The organism is Marinobacter halophilus, assembly GCF_003007685.1.
Taxonomy (GTDB): Bacteria; Pseudomonadota; Gammaproteobacteria; order Pseudomonadales; family Oleiphilaceae; genus Marinobacter; species Marinobacter halophilus.
Genome location: NZ_PXNN01000003.1, coordinates 475903 through 495011, shown reverse-complemented (window position 1 = coordinate 495011; position 19109 = coordinate 475903). Strand labels below are relative to the sequence as shown.

At 59.6% G+C, this 19109-nt stretch carries 14 protein-coding genes; 3 read left to right on the top strand and 11 right to left on the bottom strand.

The genetic code is table 11. The features are described 5' to 3' along the window. Nucleotide 1 precedes the first annotated feature (1 nt). Together C7H08_RS02260 and C7H08_RS02255 are read right to left on the bottom strand one after the other, a co-directional pair. Entirely contained in the window at nt 2-2245 is a 2244-nt protein-coding gene (locus C7H08_RS02260; protein WP_106670122.1) for a patatin-like phospholipase family protein, read from the bottom strand. Beyond that, entirely contained in the window at nt 2220-2789 is a 570-nt protein-coding gene (locus tag C7H08_RS02255) for a hypothetical protein (protein WP_106670252.1), read from the bottom strand. The genes C7H08_RS02260 and C7H08_RS02255 overlap by 26 nt, the downstream gene beginning before the upstream one ends. Before the next feature lie 240 nt (nt 2790-3029). Between C7H08_RS02255 and C7H08_RS02250 the strand changes: the two genes are divergently transcribed. After that, nucleotides 3030-3398, top strand: a complete 369-nt coding sequence (locus tag C7H08_RS02250; protein WP_227663225.1) for a hypothetical protein — start codon at nt 3030-3032, stop codon at nt 3396-3398. 21 nt (nt 3399-3419) lie between these two features. On the opposite strand, the gene C7H08_RS02245 is transcribed toward C7H08_RS02250, so the two are convergent. Further along, nucleotides 3420-6188, bottom strand: coding sequence for an ATP-binding protein (locus C7H08_RS02245; RefSeq protein WP_227663224.1), 2769 nt, complete (start codon nt 6186-6188; stop codon nt 3420-3422). Between the two features lie 96 nt (nt 6189-6284). Between C7H08_RS02245 and C7H08_RS02240 the strand changes: the two genes are divergently transcribed. Further along, a complete protein-coding gene (locus C7H08_RS02240; RefSeq protein WP_106670120.1) occupies nt 6285-6518 on the top strand; it encodes a DUF2789 domain-containing protein in 234 nt (77 codons plus the stop codon). Nucleotides 6519-6527: 9 nt separating this feature from the next. Here the strand turns inward: C7H08_RS02240 and C7H08_RS02235 are convergent, their stop codons facing one another. The 7 genes from C7H08_RS02235 to C7H08_RS02205 form a co-directional block, all read right to left on the bottom strand. Next, a complete protein-coding gene (locus C7H08_RS02235; RefSeq protein WP_106670119.1) occupies nt 6528-7925 on the bottom strand; it encodes a GGDEF domain-containing protein in 1398 nt (465 codons plus the stop codon). Between the two features lie 3 nt (nt 7926-7928). Beyond that, nucleotides 7929-8885 carry a tyrosine recombinase XerC gene (xerC, locus tag C7H08_RS02230; protein ID WP_106670250.1) on the bottom strand — a complete coding sequence of 319 codons (957 nt, stop codon included), beginning with the start codon at nt 8883-8885 and terminating at the stop codon, nt 7929-7931. A 14-nt stretch (nt 8886-8899) separates the two neighbouring features. Then, on the bottom strand, nt 8900-9652 hold the full coding sequence (locus C7H08_RS02225; protein ID WP_106670118.1) for a DUF484 family protein: 753 nt from the start codon (nt 9650-9652) through the stop codon (nt 8900-8902). A gap of 17 nt (nt 9653-9669) precedes the next feature. Beyond that, on the bottom strand, nt 9670-10584 hold the full coding sequence (gene dapF, locus C7H08_RS02220) for a diaminopimelate epimerase (protein ID WP_106670249.1): 915 nt from the start codon (nt 10582-10584) through the stop codon (nt 9670-9672). Between the two features lie 14 nt (nt 10585-10598). Beyond that, nucleotides 10599-11849, bottom strand: a complete 1251-nt coding sequence (gene lysA / locus C7H08_RS02215) for a diaminopimelate decarboxylase (protein WP_106670117.1) — start codon at nt 11847-11849, stop codon at nt 10599-10601. 50 nt (nt 11850-11899) lie between these two features. Continuing rightward, the gene (lptM, locus tag C7H08_RS02210) at nt 11900-12091 is read right to left on the bottom strand and encodes an LPS translocon maturation chaperone LptM (protein WP_106670116.1); all 192 of its coding nucleotides are present in this window, start codon (nt 12089-12091) and stop codon (nt 11900-11902) included. Between the two features lie 72 nt (nt 12092-12163). Then, the gene (locus tag C7H08_RS02205) at nt 12164-15013 is read right to left on the bottom strand and encodes a class I adenylate cyclase (protein ID WP_106670115.1); all 2850 of its coding nucleotides are present in this window, start codon (nt 15011-15013) and stop codon (nt 12164-12166) included. A gap of 139 nt (nt 15014-15152) precedes the next feature. Between C7H08_RS02205 and C7H08_RS02200 the strand changes: the two genes are divergently transcribed. Further along, complete coding sequence (locus tag C7H08_RS02200) at nt 15153-17597, top strand: EAL domain-containing protein (protein ID WP_106670114.1); 2445 nt, start codon at nt 15153-15155, stop codon at nt 17595-17597. Nucleotides 17598-17647: 50 nt separating this feature from the next. On the opposite strand, the gene argH is transcribed toward C7H08_RS02200, so the two are convergent. Beyond that, on the bottom strand, nt 17648-19057 hold the full coding sequence (gene argH / locus C7H08_RS02195) for an argininosuccinate lyase (RefSeq protein ID WP_106670113.1): 1410 nt from the start codon (nt 19055-19057) through the stop codon (nt 17648-17650). Nucleotides 19058-19109 lie beyond the last annotated feature (52 nt).

Genomic DNA, 19109 nt, shown 5'->3' with positions numbered 1-19109 from the left:
CTTAATAGAATAGCTGGGCAAACGAAAACCCAATGTTGAGATAGGCGGTCCAGTCGTCCTCATTGTTGTAGGCCACAGACACCTGAACCGGACCGAGCAGCGTGTCCACGCCGGCAAACACGCTCCAGGAGCGCACCAGCTGCCCCCAACGGGCATCGCTCATGCTGTCCCAGGCGTTACCGGTCTCAAAACCGGCACCGGTAAACCAGGGCATCACCGGACCACCATATTCCCGGCGCGCATACACTGACGCCAAAACCGCATCGTTACCGGTGATTTCTCCGGGGGCGTAGGCTGATAGCTGGCGAAAACCACCCAGGCGCGCGGCATTTTCAATCCCGGCCTCGCCACTGAGCACCTGACGGGTATACACCAGACCAGTCAGGTTATAACGCTGCCAGGTGCCGGTGCCCAGCACCATCGCAGTGACCGCATCAAAGTGCCGATCCGAACCCAGGTCTTCCCGCTCGATTCTGGCCCGAACACCGGCAAAGGCGCCGGTTTTCGGGAAGAAGGTATCACTCAGCGAGTCGTGCACCAACTGCAGGCTCACGTGGCCCTGATGCACATCATCCGTGGGCGCGACGGGCGCGCCGACTTCATCTTCGACGGTAGCGTAACCGCGCACATAACCCAGCCGCAACTCGGCATCGCCGCCCATCTCCATGCCCAGCGCCAAATCTACCTGATGGAAGGTAACATCGACTGCAGAAATACGCTGCCCCTGATCGTAAATGCTGTAGTCATCCCGCCGATATTCCATGCCCACTATCGCAAAGCGGTCGTAGCCGTAAGTCATCGGTTGATACCACTGAGTACGAAGCCAGGGCTGAGTGCCCAGCTGCAACCCCGTCAACCATTCTCCACCCAGCCGATTCAGCTCGGTCATTCGCAGCCCGGCTGCCAGGTTAAATCGGGTGTCACCGTCAAAATTGTCCTCGTAGTTAAGCCCGAAGGACAGGTAGTTTGGGCCCCAGCTTTTTTCCCGTGCCCGGATGATCAGCACCGGCCCGTCGCTGGACGGCACCATCGACCAGGCCACCGACTCGTAATAACCCAGTCCGTAGATGCGCTTGAGGTCCGCCTCCAGTTCCTCAACGTTCAGGATCTCGCCCGGTTGTTGCCGGATGCGCTGGCGCAGAAAATCAGTGGCGAGCCGGTCACCCTGGGCAATTTCGATTCGGGCAATGGGTCCTGGTACCCAGCCACTAGCAGCCCGACGTGATTGATAGGCCCGCCAGGTCTCTTCCGGTACTGCCAGTCGATTCAGGGCCACCGCGTGCTCTCTGGCGGCGGTGGCACCCAACTCAAACAGCACCAGGCCTTGGTAAAAATCGGCAGAACCAAAACCCTCAAGGTCGGGACGGATCAGGACATCGTCCGGAGTCAGGCGTTCCAGCTGGGCGTCGGTGTTGATGCGGGTCATCAGGGTTGTCAGCTGGCCGACCACGGAGAAAGCTTCGCGCATTTGTTCGGCCGTCATCAGGGGGTCGGTAATGTCCACCGCAATGACGATCTCAGCGCCCATGTCATGGGCAACACTGATCGGCAAATTGTTGGCTACACCGCCGTCCACCAACAGCCGGCCATCCCGCTCAACCGGCGCGTAAACGCCGGGAATGCTCATACTGGCGCGAATCGCCTCAGCCAGATTGCCGCTGGCAATGACCACCTGCTCTCCGGTTTCCAGGTCCGTGGCAACCGCCCGGAAAGGCACCGGCAACTGATCAAAGTTCTCAACCAGCGCCGCGTTACGGGTCAGCTCATTCAGGATCAATCCCAGATTCTGGCCAGTAACCAGGCCACCGCCCAGACGAACGCCGTCCATACTGACACCGAGCCCAGGCACCAGCGGCAAGCGCCAATCGTCCTGTTTACGACGCACCGGTTTGTAGGCCCGGCCCGGGTCGTCCCGGAAGCTGGACAACCAGTCCAGCCCGATAAAGCGGCGTTCGATCTCATACACTGACATGCCAGAAGCATAGAGCGCAGCCACGGCGGCACCGGCGCTGGTGCCCACGACCACGTCGACCGGTATCCGCATTTCTTCCAGAACCCGCAACACACCCACATGGGCCATACCTTTGGCACCGCCACCGCTGAGCACCAGGCCCACCCGGGGACGATCTTCAGGCTCAGCGAGCGCCGCTGGCACCCACAGCAGGGATGCCAGAATCGTCGTACAAAGCAGGACAGGGAGGTATCTGCGCAAGGTGTGGTTACTTCTGTGTCGAGTGTTTGTCATCGTCGGCGAGCGAGAGATGGGAAACATCCGGCACCACCGGCGGCGGCAGGTCACGCTTCACACCCAGATCAGAGCCGGGCGGCGCCAATGACCAGTCATCGAGATGCTCGAACATCGGGGCCTCAGCTTCTTGATGTTCCGCCAGTATGACGCCAACCGGGTCCAGGCTCAGGCCCGAACCCGCCAGGATATCGTCGACCTTGTCGCCCGCCACCGGCAGGCGATCACCGGGTTCTGGCACCGGCGCTTTGCCACCCGAGGCCTGTTGAGCTGGCTCCGGCGCCGCCGGAGACGGCTGCGCAGGGCTGGAGGGAGCTGTTCCCGCCATTGGCTGAACGTGCGCGATCATGCCGTGCTTTTTCAGGACGGCCAGGTATTTTTCAGCCTGCACCTGCTCCAGTTTGTTGCGAATGACCACAGGCTGGCCACTGAACATCCGGTCCAGTTGCTCAACACTGGCCTTGAACAAGGTGCGCGCATTATTGCGAGCGGTTTCCAGATCCGTGCCCGGGGCACATTCTCCTTTGAACACAAGCTGGAACATGGCACTGCCTCTCTGCTTCCGAATGGCTCTGGTTCCATGATAGCGGAAATCTACCATGGGAGCAGGCTGACAAAATCCGGAGAATACAAACCGGATGAAAAACCCTCCGGAATGCAAACAATTGAAAAATGCCAAACATAACTGGCGAAAATTGCGACACTCTCTGCAATAATCAATCGTAACCAAACGTTACACTCGGTTACACGGGAAGTTTATCGTCAGTTCTGTGGAATTTACCTTATGTACGCCAGACTCTATTATGCCTTGATATCCGCTGCTGCCCTGGCCTTGGGGACGGCCAACGCGCAGGCGGAAAATCTTGATGTGGTTATGAGCCAGGTCTTCCCCGGGGACGAAGCAACCTACATCGGCTATGAAAGCGTGGAACGGGAAGATATTCCGGAACTGGCAGCCGTTGACCGCAAGTACTTGATTGTAGACTTCCGGTTCACCGACCGGCAGCCGGCCGGTGACACACTGCAAGCCGGTGTTCACAAGGTCTGCATGACCCTGCTGCAAAACCGGGAGCTGGTGCGCACGCTGTCCGACTCCGGCTACGATATGGTCTCGGTCGCTTTCGACCGCCAATCCCAGTTTGACTGCCTCTGACAAGGATCGATCGGCACTCGGTCAACGCTGCCCCAACAACCGGGGAAACGCCTCAAGCGCAGTGTTAACAGCGTCCAGATTGAACGCATCCACGTCTGCCAACAGCTTTTCACCATAACCGGTCACCGACGGTGAGCGATGGCGCTGGCCCCATGCGATCATTCGTAGCGCAAAATCTTTCATTTGTTCCGGGTCGCCACTTTCGCGAACATTCTGCCACTCATTACCGAAGTCTTCAGCCAGTTTTTCCCGCAACCAGCCCCGCTCCTGCATGCTCATGGTTTGCGCCAGCAGCCGCTCTGCTTCCTCTGGCGCCCCCTCATCCTCCGCCTGCTCTATCGTGGCGGCCACCTTTGGCAACACCAGGGTGAAGGTGGAACCAACCTCCGGCTCACTTTTCACCTTCAGCTCTCCACCCATCATCTCCACCAGTTTTCGGCTGATCGCCAAACCAAGGCCGGTGCCGCCATAGCGCCGTGAGCTCTGGCCTTCCTGCTGCTCAAACGCATCAAAAATACGGCCCTGCTGATCCGGTGCAATACCGATACCGGTATCGGCAACAGTGACTTGCAATCGGTAATAACGGACATCGGAGTCCGGATCGGCCGCTTCATTCAATTCTTTGGCAACGGCCCGAACGGTTACCCCGCCTTCATGGGTAAATTTGATGGCGTTGCCCACCAGGTTGAACAATACCTGCCGCAACCGGGTTTCATCCAGCATCATCGCTGAAGGCATGCCGGAGACGACACTTACCTCAAGAGTAATGCCCTGCTCCGTGGCGCGCAGATCAAAGATATGGCGCACATCGCTAAGCAGCCGCCGAACCGAGACCGGACCAAAGTCCAGGCGCATTTTGCCGGCTTCAATCCGGGACAGGTCCAGAATGTCATTGATCAACATCAGCAAACTGCGACTGCCGGCGCGGATCGCGTTCAGATAGTTGCGCTGCTGAGGGTCGGTCACCGAGTTGTACAGCAGGTCGCTGTAGCCGATCACCGCGTTCATCGGAGTCCGGATTTCATGCGACATATTGGCCAGGAACTCGCTCTTGGCCCGACTGGCGGTTTCCGCCTCTCTTGCCAGACGCTCGGCTTCCAGTTTGGCCGCCCGCAGATCATCTTCGCTGCGGCGCAAGGCATTCTCAGAGCGAATCCGTTCATCCACTTCCAGCGACAGCTTCCGGTTCCAGTACAGGAAGATCAGTACTACCGCGATGGCGATCAGAATGATGCGCCGGACCACGGTGTAATCGGTCTCCTGTTCGATGTCCAGGTGTATCCATCGATTATAGACCGCCTCGGTTTCAGACGGCGGCAGACCGCTCAGAGCCTTGTTCAGGATACGGTGCAGAACCGGATTGTCTTTGTTGACCGCAAGCCGAAGATCGTACTGATACGGCGTGATACTGGTGATCCTGAGATTCGACAAACCCAGCTTGGCAACGGTATAGCTGACCGCCGGTATGTGGGTAACCATCACTTCCAGATCACCGTTGGACAGGGCCAGCAGCCCTTCTTCCACGGTTTTCTGGGGATATAGATCGAGGTTGGGGTGATTGATCAGCAGGTAGTCATGGCTGGCCTGACGATTAACCACGCCAACCCGCTCATCCCGCAGCTCCCTCAAATCGCCAATAAACCGGCCGGTGTCGCGAATGGCCAGCGCCACCGGCACTGAGACGTAAGCCCTGGTAAACAAAAAATCCTGCTCGGTTCTGGGGGTTCGTGACATCCCCGGCAGGATATCCACCTCACCGCCCTTGAGCTTATCCTCTGCAGACAGGCGTGAGTCCATAATTACACGGTTAAACCGAACGTCGAGGTTTTCCTCCAGGCGCTTGACCAGATCAGACGCCAGCCCCGCGGCGCGACCCTCCTGCGCAAACTCAAAGGGCGGCCAGTCGCTACGCATACCCACTTTCAGCCCCGGGTGGCGCTTGAGCCACTCCAGTTCGGTGCCGGTCAGCGCAACGCCGCGCTCTTCCAGTGCCGGCATTTCGGCCTGCAGCCAGGACTGACGGATGTCCCGGTGTTCATTATGGCTTACCGCCGTGATGGCTCGATCAAACACCCGAAACAGTCGTTCGTTGCTGGTGGGCACCTGCAACACCACATCCACCGGCCGGTTATCCAGCAGCACGGCCAGGCCGATACCATTGATCATGGCCGACTCCAGATAATCGGACACTACCGGTACCGCTCCGATAAACGCATCGGCTTTGCCGGACAACACCAGGCTGATGGCGTCGCCCAGACTGGCGGCCGTGACCGGGGTAAAGTTTTCAATCGGCTCCAGCAGCGGGAACTGATTGGGATCTTCACCAATAATCGCGACATTGGCAGATTCCAGGTCCGACAGCGTTCGGTAGGCTGCATCACCCGAATTGACAAAGATTCCGTAGGTCAGCGACATCATGGGCGGCGTATGCCGAGCGCCAGGAACCACCGGCGAGCCCGGAATCCGGGTGGTCAGGATCAGGTCTGCCTCGCCGTTGGCGAGGCCCGCGGGCCCGTTCATCATGAACGGTTCAATCGGTACCCGGAGCTTTTCCGACAGGCGCGCCAGATAGTCGATCCAGATACCCGCCAGCGCATTTTCGCCGGTATCAAATACCAACGGAACCTGACTGTGCCGCACCCCCACCCGAAAACCACTATGCTTATCCAGCCATTGCAAATCCTCAAGCCCCAGAACCGGGGCCGGGGACGCTTGCGGCGGATCGGCCCAGGCCACCCCTTGAAACAGCAGCAACAGGAGGCCATACACTGGTGGTAGGAAAGACTTCACTGGATATCCTCGGTGGTTCCACTACATTTCAGGGAACAATACCTGCAAATGTCGACGATTTCACACTGCCAAACCCTTTACCGGAGAAACCCGATTATGGACACCAGCAAACACAGCCTGCACACACTGTTCGAACAGCTCGGCCTGCCCTCGGAGCGGAAAGACATTGAGGCTTTTATCGGGCAGTACTCGCCCCTGCCTTCAGAGATTGCGATTCAGGACGCGCCGTTCTGGTCCGAAAGCCAATCACAATTTCTGGAGGAGGGGCTGGAAGACGACAGCGACTGGGCCGAGATCATTGATGAGCTTGATGCTCTGATCAGACACTGAGCCGGATAGTCAATCGCTCAGGACCTGATTGCGGCCGGCGTCCTTGGCCTGATAGAGGGCGCGGTCGGCGCGATCGAATACCGCGTCTTCGGTATCGCCGGCACGGAAGTCCGAGACCCCGGCTGAAAAGGTAATCGTGACCGGCTTACCGCCGAAATGGAACGGCAGTTTGCCGACATGCCCCCTGAACTGGTCGACCACGACCCTGGCATCTTCCAGTCCGGTTTCCGGCAGCAACAACACAAATTCCTCACCGCCATAGCGGGCAATGAAATCAGTATTGCGCAGGCGGTTTTTCATCTCTCGGGCAACCAGTTGCAGCACCCGGTCGCCCGCTTTGTGGCCGAACGAATCGTTAATCTTCTTGAACAGGTCAATGTCGATCACCGCCACACTCAAGGGGTGCTGGTATCGTTGCCAGCGATTGTATTCAAAGGCCAATCGCTCCTGCCAGGCTTCCCGGTTGGGTAACTGGGTCAGCAGGTCGGTCAGGGCGCGTTCCCGCTCTCTGCGCACCTGAGCCTGCATCTGCTCCGAGTGGGCCTCCATGGCCGCAACTTTCTCCTGCATGGCCTCCAACTGCTCGGTCAGCATTCCTTCCCGCTCGGCATCCCGTGTTCGGAAGCGCTCCAGCGCACCGCTGATAAATTCCAGCCGCTGGCTTACCGACTGCTTCAAAGTCTGCAAGTCCTGGCTGCTGCGAATTTCGTCGCTGACCCGACCCAGTTCCTCCCGGATTTCCCGATCCAGAGTGGCGGTGTCGCCCTGCCGGGACAACTGGGCGTCGGACTGCTGGGAAAAATGCTGACGCAAGGTTTCCAGACGCTCATCCAGCCGCTTCAGAAAAACCTCGAACTCCTTCTGACTGCGAGTAACTGCCTCGATCACCAGTTCAGCCACCTGGTTGAGCCCTTCTCTGAGGATGTCCCAGTCGTTGGTAGAAAGCAGGGTTTGCTGAAGCGTTCTGGCCTGAGACTCCACATCCGGCTCCAGCGTCACCTGGTTAAGCAGCTGGCCCAACAATTGCCCGACCCGACGGGCAATACGCAGTCGGTGACCATCCTCAGCAAGATCGGTTTCATCAGCAGGTTGGGCGGGCGCAACAGGGGCCTCAACCGGGGTTCTGATTGACGCACTCTGACCACGCTCGTCAAGTTTTGTGATGGCTCGGTCGATCTGATCCTGCAGTTTTCGCCAGGCCTGGATATCGATTTTCTGATTGCGCAGATCGTCCCGGAGGCGAGTCAGCAAGCTGTCAAGTTCCGGCGTTTGTCCTTCCGACGCCAGGCTGGTGCGCACCAGCATCCGCTCAAGCACATTGCGTTCGGCTTGCCATTGCTTGTCGCGCTGGTCTGCGTCTTCCAGTTCCCGAAGGTATTTCTCCTTCCAGGACTCTTCAGATGCCATGAGTCACTCCCTTATGGCCTGGTCGCTGTCGCTATCGAGTTGTTTAGGGGCAGATCGGCGCCGCGCCCGGGGATGGCTCTGGTCATAAATCCGGGCAAGATGCTGAAAGTCAAGATGAGTATAGACCTGGGTGGTGGCAATGTCCGCATGGCCGAGCAGCTCCTGTACCGCACGAAGATCACCACTGGACTCCAGCATATGGCTGGCAAACGAGTGCCGGAACAAGTGCGGGTGCAGGCGCTGATCTGCCCCCTGGACCACGCCCCAACGTGCCAGCCGGGCCTGGATACTGCGCCGGCTCAGGCGATCGCCACGCTGGCTGACAAACACCGCCGGCTCGGCTTCATGAGCCAGCTCCGGCCGCTGCGCCAGCCATAGATTCAGTGCTGACACCGCCTTGCCGCCCACCGGCAGAATTCGCTCCTTATCGCCTTTACCCAATACCCGGACTTCGCGGGCGCGCAGGTCCAGGGCATTCAGATTCAGGCCGGCCAGTTCCGCCAGCCGAAGGCCGGAGGAATACAGCAGTTCAAACATGGCCAGATCCCGCACTTCCAGCGGGTCGTCCGGGTGGACATCCAACAAATGACTGATCTGGTCGACATCGGCCACTTTCGGCAGACGGCGGCCGTTTTTGGGGGCGCGAATGTCCAGGGCCGGATTATCCCGGGCCAGGCCTTCGCGAAGCAGAAACGTATAAAATCGGCGAATGGCCGACAGGTGTCTGGCGATGCTCCGGCCACTCAGGCCATCTCTGCTGAGCTTTGCCACATACCGCCGCATGTCATGAATCGACAGAGCACACCAGTCGGCGGTGCCGGTGTCCGTCAACCAGGCCATTAGGCGCTGAAGATCTCGTTGATAATGCTCGCAGGTGCGGGGGGAATGGCGCTTTTCCGACGCCAGGTGCCGGACAAACCCGGCCAGGGGCGCCGAAAGCGCCTCTGGTGGGCTGGGCAAAGATTCCGGAACATTCACCCCTGACCACTCTCCACCGCCAGGCCAGACACCGGCGTTCCGGAACCATAACGCTTGAGCATTGGGGGCAGCAGTCGGCTCAAGGTGTCACTGATGTAACTGAGAAACAACGACCCCATACTCTGGTCAAAGTACCCCGGCTCACAACTACCCACCGCAAACACACCCACCAGGCCGTCATGGCGAAGTGGCACCAGCGCAACCGAGGCGATCGGCTCGTCCCGGTCCGGAAACAGGAATTCTCGCTCACTTTCACGAAACTGACCGCACACGGCACGGTCACCTTCCAGCAACGCACCCAGCCGCTCCCGGGCTTCACGGCTATCAACGATGTGCAACGCACCCTCAGCTTGGCCTGGAGATTCCTCGTCGCTGAACAACAGCACGGTTGCCGCATCCAGACCAAAATCACCACGGATGCTGTCATCAATAGCGGCCGCCATGTCGTTGAGAGTTTTTGCTTCAATCACCTGCATCAGCAGGCGCTTGCTCTTCTCAAACAGACGGTCGTTGTGGCGGGCAATCGACACCAGCTCCACCAGCTCGTGGCGCAAGGTATCGCGCTGCTCACGGAACAGATGCACCTGACGCTCAACCAGGGAGATCGCCCGGCCACTATCGTGCGGCAGGGTCAGACTGCGCAGCAATTCGTCCTGATCAACAAAGAAATCGGGGTTGGTCCGCAGGTAGTCTGCAACCTGGTCCCCAGTGAGTTCGCCGGCCTTCTGGCGGGCCGTTTGTTCTGTCATCGTGTTCTCCTGAGCCGTCAGGACCTGGTTTTGGGGGTTCGCGGGCTTTTGCGTCGACGCACGAGCGGATCACCCGGTAACCGCAACTGGCCTTCAAACACTGTTTTTGCGGGTCCTTCCATCATAACAGGGGTACCATCCCCCTGCCATTCGATCACCAGCGTACCGCCACGCAGTTCCACTTCTACCCGCGCATCCAGCAAACCTCGCAACTGGCCGGCGACCACCGCGGCGCAGGCGCCACTGCCGCAGGCCAGGGTTTCGCCGGAGCCACGCTCAAACACGCGCAAACGGGCATGATGGCGGTCAACCACCTGCAAGAAACCGATGTTGGCTCTGGACGGGAAGCGCGGATGCTTCTCCAGCAGCGGGCCAAGCGTCGCTACCGGAGCGCTGTCCACATCGCCCACCAGCAGGACGCCATGAGGGTTGCCCATGGACACCGCAGACAGCTCGACAGTCTGGCCATCAGCTTCGACGGTATACACATTTTTTTGACAGTCGGCGGCAAACGGAATAGCCGGTGGGTTCAGCTCCGGCACGCCCATGTTCACCAGGACCTGACCGTCTTTGCCCACCTTCAGTTCGATCACGCCCTTGGCGGTCTGCACCCGGATGACGCGCTTGTTGGTCAGGCGCTGATCCCGGACAAACCGGGCGAAACAACGGGCGCCGTTACCACACTGTTCCACTTCCGAGCCATCCGCATTGAAGATACGGTAGCGGAAGTCGACATCCGGCAATCCGGGTGGCTCCACCACCAGCAGCTGATCGAAGCCGACGCCAAGGTTACGATCCGCCAGCTCACGAATGGTCTCGGGTAACAGCCGGAATTGTTGGCTAATGGCATCCACCACCATGAAATCATTTCCCAGCCCGTGCATTTTGGTGAACCGGAGCAACGGGCCCGGGCCGCGTCTTTGTGGGTTCATCTCACGCTCCACGTTCATTCCGGCAGGCAACTTTCAGGGCCCAGCTGGTCTTCCAGGGTTTCCCTGCGGCGCACCACATGCACCTGGTCGCCATCCACCATCAGCTCCGGCGGCCGGTTGCGGGTATTGTAATTGGACGCCATGACAAAGCCATAGGCACCGGCAGAGCGAACCGCCAGCAAATCCCCTGCCTGCAATCGCAAATGGCGATCCTTGCCCAGGAAATCCCCGGTTTCACAAACCGGGCCGACCAGATCCCAGCTTTTTTCATCACCCTGCTGATGTGGCTGAACAGGAATAATCGCCTGCCAGGCGCTGTAGAGGGCCGGGCGGATCAGATCATTCATCGCCGCATCAATGATCGCGAAGTTTCGGTGTTCGGTGCACTTGAGGAGCTCTACCCGGGTCAACAAAATGCCGGCATTTGCGGCGATCGACCGGCCAGGCTCCAGAATCAGCTCCAGCTTGCGGTCACCCAGCTTCTCCGCCAGCGCCTTGACATAGTCCGAAGGCTGGGGCGGCTGCTCCTGATCGTAAGTCACGCCAAGCCCGCCGCCCATATCCAGATGGCGGATATGAATGCCCTGCTGCGCCAGGGTGTCGATCAACGTCAATACCCGGTCCAGCGCATCCAGGAACGGCGACACCGACGTCAGCTGTGAACCGATATGGCAATCGACACCGTGAACGTCCAGATTCGGCAGGCTGGCGGCACGAGCGTACACCTTCGGAGCTTCGGCAATGTCGATGCCGAACTTGTTCTCTTTCAAACCGGTAGAAATGTAAGGGTGGGTGCCGGCGTCAACATCCGGATTTACCCGCAGCGACACCGGCGCTTTGACCCCCAACTCTCCGGCAACGGCATTAAGCCGGTCCAGTTCGGTATCAGATTCGACATTGAAACAGCGCACGCCCGCCTGCAGCGCCCGTTTCATTTCCCATGGCTGCTTGCCGACGCCGGAAAACACCACCTTGCTGGCATCCCCACCAGCCCGAAGTATCCGTTCCAGCTCACCGGCAGAGACGATGTCGAAACCGGCGCCCAGACGGGCCAATACGTTGAGCACGGCCAGGTTACTGTTGGCCTTGACCGCGTAGCACACCAGATGGGGGTGCCCACTGAGCGCCTCGTCGTAGGCGCGGTAATGTCGCTCCAGAGTAGCTCGGGAGTAGACATAGGCCGGAGTGCCGAAACGCTCGGCGATGCTGGCAACCGGCACATCTTCGGCGTACAGCTCGCCGTTACGATAGTTGAAGTGATCCATGTTGTTCCTGAAGGTCTGGACAGGGCGGCGACAAGGGTTGGCGCTGGCAATCAGCGCTGTGGTGGCGCCTCGTTTTCGGTCGCTGTTTCAAGTTGGCCCGGCTGATTGGCAGCGCTGGCGGGCTCTGCCGCCGGCACTACGCCGTCCCGGTATAACGGGCCTTTCTGGCCACACCCGGAAACCATCAACACAAGCAGTATCAAGGCCGCAAACCGTGGCCGGTGCAATGGTCCAACCTGCATAGCCGTTCCCCTGGATGAATAATGGGCGAAGTATACCCGACACGCGCCCTGTACCGCGAGGGAGGCAGCCGCTCAGGACAAATAACTGTTAAGGGCATCCTCGAGTCTGGAACGGTAGTAGAGGTACTGGCCGGTCTGGATGTCGCGCTGATAGAACCGAGGGTCCAGATCGTGGGGCAGGTGCAGGTCGGTCAGGTAGACCGGGTAAGATTCACCGCTCTGGCGTAACGAGCGGATGTAATGCGCCACCGCCGGAATCAGCCGATCACCGTATTCCTGCACACTGAATTCCTGATCGTTGCAGTAAATGTCGAACCTGAGCGTGCTGTCTCCTGGCTGGATCCCCACGGCCTGCACTTCCAGCCCCGAAGGCGGCATTCTGACCTCCTGCTGCGGCCGGCTCTCGGCCAGCCAATGGCCGTCGCGGCGCACCATTTCATAACAACGCAGGCCACTCACCGGGTCGATGTTGTCGGCCTGGCGCAACAGGCGCCGCTCGACCAGATTGTCCAGGAAGCGCAACAGCGGGCCCAGCAGATGGCTGCGATGGCCTGCCTGGATCGAGCGGGTCCACAAGCTGCCCTGTTCATCGACCACCCAGATCTGCCCGCGCTCGTCTTGAAGCCGCCAGAACACCTGGATGTTACCGGCTTCTGAGGCCTGGCAGACCGCCCTCAATACCGGCTCATCCAGCAAGGCATGACGGTCCGGCACCGCTGGCAGGTAATGCTCCTGGGGCTGAAGCAAAACCTCCATCAATGCCTCGCGGTCTTCCAGGGCCACAAATCCAGGCTCCTGGCCGGCAAACTGCAACAGGAAGTAGCGATGATCCACTTCAATGATGTAACGCAACGGGTGCGGCCCCGAGCCGCCGGCGAAGAACTGGCGCAGAACATCGGCAAACAACTCCCGGACCCGACGGGCAATAGCCTGACCATGGCCACGACTGGGCGCCGACACCTGAATCTCGGGCAGTTGCGAAGGATTCATCGCCACCGGCGCCAGCACATTTTTCAGGCACTGAATCAGAGTATCGCCGGCGGCATAGTGCTGCAGGCTGACTTCGTGCCAGCTGTTCAGGGTGATCTGGTCAATGGTCACCACCAGATTGTCCCTGCCACCACTAAACCCGAGCGAATCCGAGCGCGAACTGAGTTTGTGCAAGCCCCTCTCGGTCAGATGGGCCTGGGGATCCACCGCGACATTGATCAACAACAGATTCTTCAAAGGTCGCACCGCCCGAGACAGGGCCGCCCGGGATGCCGGCGCCAGCGGCAGTGGCAGAAATCCGGACAACACCTCAAGGATGTCTTTCAGTTCCGCGACCGTGGCCACGCTCCTGCCCGCCCGCACATTGAGCCGGGTGGACCGGCTGAGCAGCCCGTTGCAGTAACACCACATCAATAACTCGGCGAGATTACCGGCACGGCGGATCACCGGCTGCCAAAACGCGTCGGACGGGTCCTCAAGATCCCGATACAGGAGCCAGCCATCGCCCCCGCCTCCCTGCTCGGACTGATGATGAAACGACAGGTTCTCTTCGGCCAGCGACGGCACCAGCCCGGGATTCACCAGCTCAACCTTACCAGCCTTGCGCTGAAAAGCCGCATACAGTTTGCGGCCCAGCAGGTTGATGTCGTTGGCGGTGATGGCGGCCCGGGCTTCCTGCTCTCTGGCCAGCCGCGACAGTAAACGGTAACTGTGGGTCAGTTCTGCTACCACACTTCTGCGCAGCGCGGTTACTTCCTCGGCCCGCCAGCGTTGGCGGTCGTCCAGGGATTGCACTCGGGCGTTTGACCAACCCCAGTGTTGCACCAGACTGCGCAACAGTTCAATGCGCCACTGGTCACCGGCGTTGCCGGCCCGAGTCAGTGGCAGACCAGCCTTCAGGTAAAGACTGCGACGGACCAGATCCAACCGTTCGGGAGTGCCACTGGCCAGCAACCACTGTTCAAGGCGCTGGTACAGAATCACATAGGGATCCAGCGCATCAGCACTGGTCTGGCCCTGATAGATCGCTTGCTTGAAGCTGGCCGACAGCAGCGGGTATGAGTCGTCGGTGGCATAGCATTCAATCAGCAGCAATTTCAGAATGGCTTTCCAGGGTGCGTCGATACCCTTGTACAGTTGCCAGATACCAGCACCGGGGAACTCCTCCGGCGGAATCGACGGTACCGCACCAAAATCGATGTAGTCACTGGCCTTGATGAAGCGACACTCCACCAGCCGGCGCCGGCACTGATCGTAATCGGCTTCGGCTTCGGCCGGGATCAGCCACCACAACGGGTATTGCCCGGCCAGGTGAATGCTGGTCCGATAGAACTCATCCAACAACAGGAAGTGCTGGGCACTGCCGCAATTTTCCCCGGTGACTTCGGCGCGCTGCCGGCCGGCTCGCCAGTCCGCGGCAGAAAACACAAACACATGCAGCTCAACCCCGAGCGTGGCCGCCCATTGTGAGAGGCTGTCGGCCTTGCGCTCCAGGCAATGAATGCCGTGTTCGGGCAGATCTTCCCGATGACACAGCCAGATATCCAGATCACTGGCCACCGAGTGGCCCAAAGTGCCAGGGCTGCCCATCAGAAACAGGCTGTCCAGATCTGCTTTGCGTCGGCCCTGATCCCGGTAACTGAAACTACGGGCAAACCGGCGGGCGGCATCCAGTACCTCAGCGGCCGGCGTGTAGCCGGCAATGCCTTGAGGGCAATCGCCGTCCAGGTAGCCTGGCAACGCCGGATGATTGCGATGAAACACCAGCGGCAACAGCTCGAGCACAACTTGTTGTCGATAGGTCAGCGCCGAGCGGGCCCGCAGCCAGCGCTGTTGATTAACCAGCAGAAACCGGTCCCGCAACCGTCGCAGGGTTTTGCGATCAATGCCATCCTCGAAATCGAGAACAATGGGCGGTGCGTGAACGGTCAAGGCAGCTCCGGCGAATGGTTATTTTCAGCAAGATAGTCCGTATGATGAACGAATCGTGGCAAAACCGGTAAAAAAATAAAAGGATGACCGCTCTACGGCAGCCGCCGCAATCGGATGATCCAGACGAGGCATGTGAGCTGTGAAAGAATTCCTGATTCAACGCTATCGACCGGACCCCGCCGGCCCGGCCATCCACCCTACCCGCCTGCGGGTGGACGACGACGGCCGCATTGTTCAGACCGACCGCCATGCCGAGTCCATGTTTGGCTACACCTCGGTCGACCTTACCGGGCAACCGGTGCAACGGGTACTGGCATCCCGACAGGACGATCCGTTCGCACCGGCGCACCGGCATTATCTTGATAACGGCCAGACTGTGCTCGTCACCTTCCGCCACAAAGATGGCTTCTTTTTTACCGCCAGCCTGGGCCTACGCATGGAAGTGCGCGACTCCGACCGGGCGGCCAACGCAGCCATCGCCTTCAAAGACAGCAGCGAGATGGACAGCCGCCTGCTCACTCTGGCGGAACAGGGCGCCGGCTTTGGCTTATGGGAACTGAACCTACCCACTAATGAAATCAGCTGGTCGGACGGCATGTATCGGTTACTGGAACTGCGCCCGGGCACCGAGCTGTCACCGGAGCAAGCCCTGTTTTACTGCCAGACGGGTCAGAACCGGGTACGGGCGCTGTTCCGACGCTGCATGCGCACCGGGCAGTCGTTCAGCCTTGAGCTGGTCATGACCACCGGCCGGCAACACGTGCAGCGGGTAACGCTGGCCGGGCGTGCCCTGAAAAACGGGGGTCGGGTGCAAAAACTCGGCGGGGTGATGGTCAATCACAGCGAAGCCATGCGTCACGACCACGCCAGGCAGCAAGCCCAACGTATTCTTGAAGCCACTGCGAGCGCCACTCCTGATCTTGTGGTAGCGGTCGATATCAACCTCAATCTGCTGCACTTCAACACGCCCTGGGCCGCCCAGTTCAGCAGCGCGTTCAGCCAGGAACCCAGGCCCGGTGACAACCTGAAAGTTCTGCTCAGTGACTTTCCCAATGAACGCCGGCTGATTGAACGCCTGTGGCAACGGGCCTTTGACCGGGAGCACTTCGTTGCGCAGATGCCGCTGAATCGCCAGGGCGAGGGGTTACCGGTTTACGAGTTCCATTTCCAGGATATCCGGAGCACACAGGGTGAGGTGATCGGCGCGGTACACGTGGCCAAAGACATCAGCAACCGGATTCAGCACAATGGCAGCGGCGACTACCGCATGCGCCACGATCCGATCACCGGCCTGATGAACCGACGCTCCTTTGTCGAGCACCTGGAACGGGCCATAAAGCATAAGCGTAAACGCCAATCCGTGGATGGTTTGCTGTTTGTCGACCTCGACAGTTTCCAACAATTCAACGAAACCGCCGGCAGCGGCACCTGCGATCGCTATCTGCGCGAACTGGCTGCCATTCTTGGTCTGCGGGTACGCAACCGGGATGCCCTGGCGCGATTATCCGGAGACACCTTTGCATTGTTCATCGAAAACTGCCCCGAACCCAGAGCCCGCAAACTGGCCGAGGAAATCCGCGAGCAGATCGCCCAATTCCAGTTTAAATGGCAGGGCCGCCAGCTAAAGACCACCGCCAGCGGCGGCTTGCTGATACTGGACAAAGACGCTCCCGAACCCGCTGAACAGCTGCTCACTCAGGCTGCAGATCTGTGCCACACCGCCAAGACTTCCGGCCGAAACCGCATCCACACCGCCCACGCGGTTGCCGGCGAGCTGGTGAACAACGGCAGTGACCATCAACTTGAACAGTTGCTGCAAGCTCTGGATAACGGGGAGCTGATTCTGGAGTTCCAGAACCTGAAACCGGTAGCCAGTGTTACCTGGGGCGATCACATCGAGATCCTGTGCCGGGTTCCCGGGACGGGTGAACACGATGCACCGCTGACACCCGATCAGTTTCTTCCCATTGCCGAGCGCTTTGATTTGGCCAAGCGCCTGGACCGACAAGTTATCCGGCAAACCCTGGACTTTCTGGGCCAGCACCGGCTGCTCGAACCACGACTGAAATACTGCGGTTTTAACCTGTCACTGGCGACCGTGCTGGACGACACCTTTGCCGACTTTATGGAACAGGTGTTGGCCCACTCGCCGTTCCAGGCCCGGTGCTTCTGCCTGGAAATCCGGGAGTCTCACGCAACCCAATATCCGGATGAAGTGGCGGTGCTGTGCGATGCCCTGCACCGGGTCGGCTGCCGGGTGGCACTCGAAGGCGCCGGCGCCTCGGTGGAAAGCTACAGCCTGGCCGCCAACCTGCCGGTTGACATCATCAAACTGGACCGGCGCATCATGAACGATCTGGCCAGTGATCCGGTGCAGCAGATCATGGTGGACGCCCTGCACCGGATTGCCGAAGCCGCCGGCAAAGAAACCGTGGCCACCTTTATCGAAAGCGACGAAACCCTGAGGAAAGTGCGCACCCTGGGCATTCACTTCGGTCAGGGTTACCGGTTATCGCGGCCCCGGCCCTTAACGGAACTGAAGCCCGCCGCCGTCAACCTGAGCACCGGTCGCATTGGCGGCTGAGAAGCCTCCGGGGCCATGACCGTTACCGGTCGTTGTGGCAAGATCTTAGGTTATTTCAGGGCCTGCCGGGCCCGGGCAACGGCGGCGCGCACCTGATTGGGTGCGGTACCACCCAGGTGATCCCGCGCCTGCACCGAGCCTTCCAGAGTCAGCACATCAAACACATCCTCGCCGATCACCTCGGAGAACTGGTGCAGTTCTTCCAGGGTCATCTCCGACAGATCACGGCTTTCGGCCACACCGAAGGCGACAGATTTGCCGACAATCTCATGGGCATCACGGAACGCCACACCTTTCTTGACCAGGTAATCCGCCAGGTCGGTCGCGGTAGAAAAACCGCGCTTGGCCGCTATTTTCATGTTATCCGCTTTAGCCCGGATCGACGGGATCATGTCGGCATAGGCCTTCAGGCAGCCTTTTATGGTATCGACGGTATCGAACAGCGGCTCCTTGTCTTCCTGGTTGTCCTTGTTGTAAGCCAGTGGCTGGCTCTTCATAAGGGTCAGCAGGCTGACCAGATGGCCATTCACCCGACCGGTCTTGCCGCGCACCAGTTCCGGCACGTCCGGATTCTTCTTCTGGGGCATGATCGAGGAGCCGGTGCAGAAGCGATCTGGCAGATCAATGAAGTCGAACTGGGCCGAAGTCCACAGCACCAGTTCTTCGCTGAAGCGGGACATGTGGGTCATCAGCAGCGCGGCAAAGCTACAGAATTCAATGGCAAAATCCCGGTCGCTGACCGAATCCAGCGAGTTCTCGGAGGCCCGGTCAAAGCCCAGCAGCTCGGCGGTCAGGTTGCGGTCAATCGGGTAAGTGGTCCCGGCCAGCGCAGCCGCACCCAAAGGCATCACGTTCACCCGCTTGCGGCAGTCCTGCAGCCGATCGGCATCGCGCACAAGCATCTCGTACCAAGCCAGCAGATGGTGACCAAAGGTCACCGGCTGAGCGGTTTGCAGGTGGGTAAAGCCGGGCATGATGGTATCGGCTTCACGCTCGGCCAGATCCAGCAGGCCCGCCTGCAGGCGCTTGAGCTCTTCCGCAATCACGTCAATTTCATCACGCAGGTACAGGCGAATATCGGTAGCCACCTGATCATTCCGGCTGCGGCCGGTGTGCAGTTTCTTGCCGGTGATGCCGATACGGTCGGTCAGACGTGCTTCGATGTTCATGTGCACGTCTTCGAGGCTCACGGACCATTCAAAGCGACCCGCTTCGATGTCCTCTTTCACGCCCTTCAGGCCTTCGATTATCTGGTCGCGCTCCTCATCGGTGAGCACGCCCACTTTCGCCAGCATGGTGGCATGGGCAATCGAGCCGGTAATATCATGGTGATACAAGCGTTGATCAAAACCGACCGAGGCGGTAAAGCGCTCTACAAAGGCATCAGTGGGCTCACTGAAGCGGCCGCCCCAGGGTTTTTCGGAGGTTGTGGTCTGGTCAGACTTTTTCTGATCCGTCATGGTCTATCTTTCCTGCTGACAGCCCGGCATGGTCACGCGGGCCATGAATAAG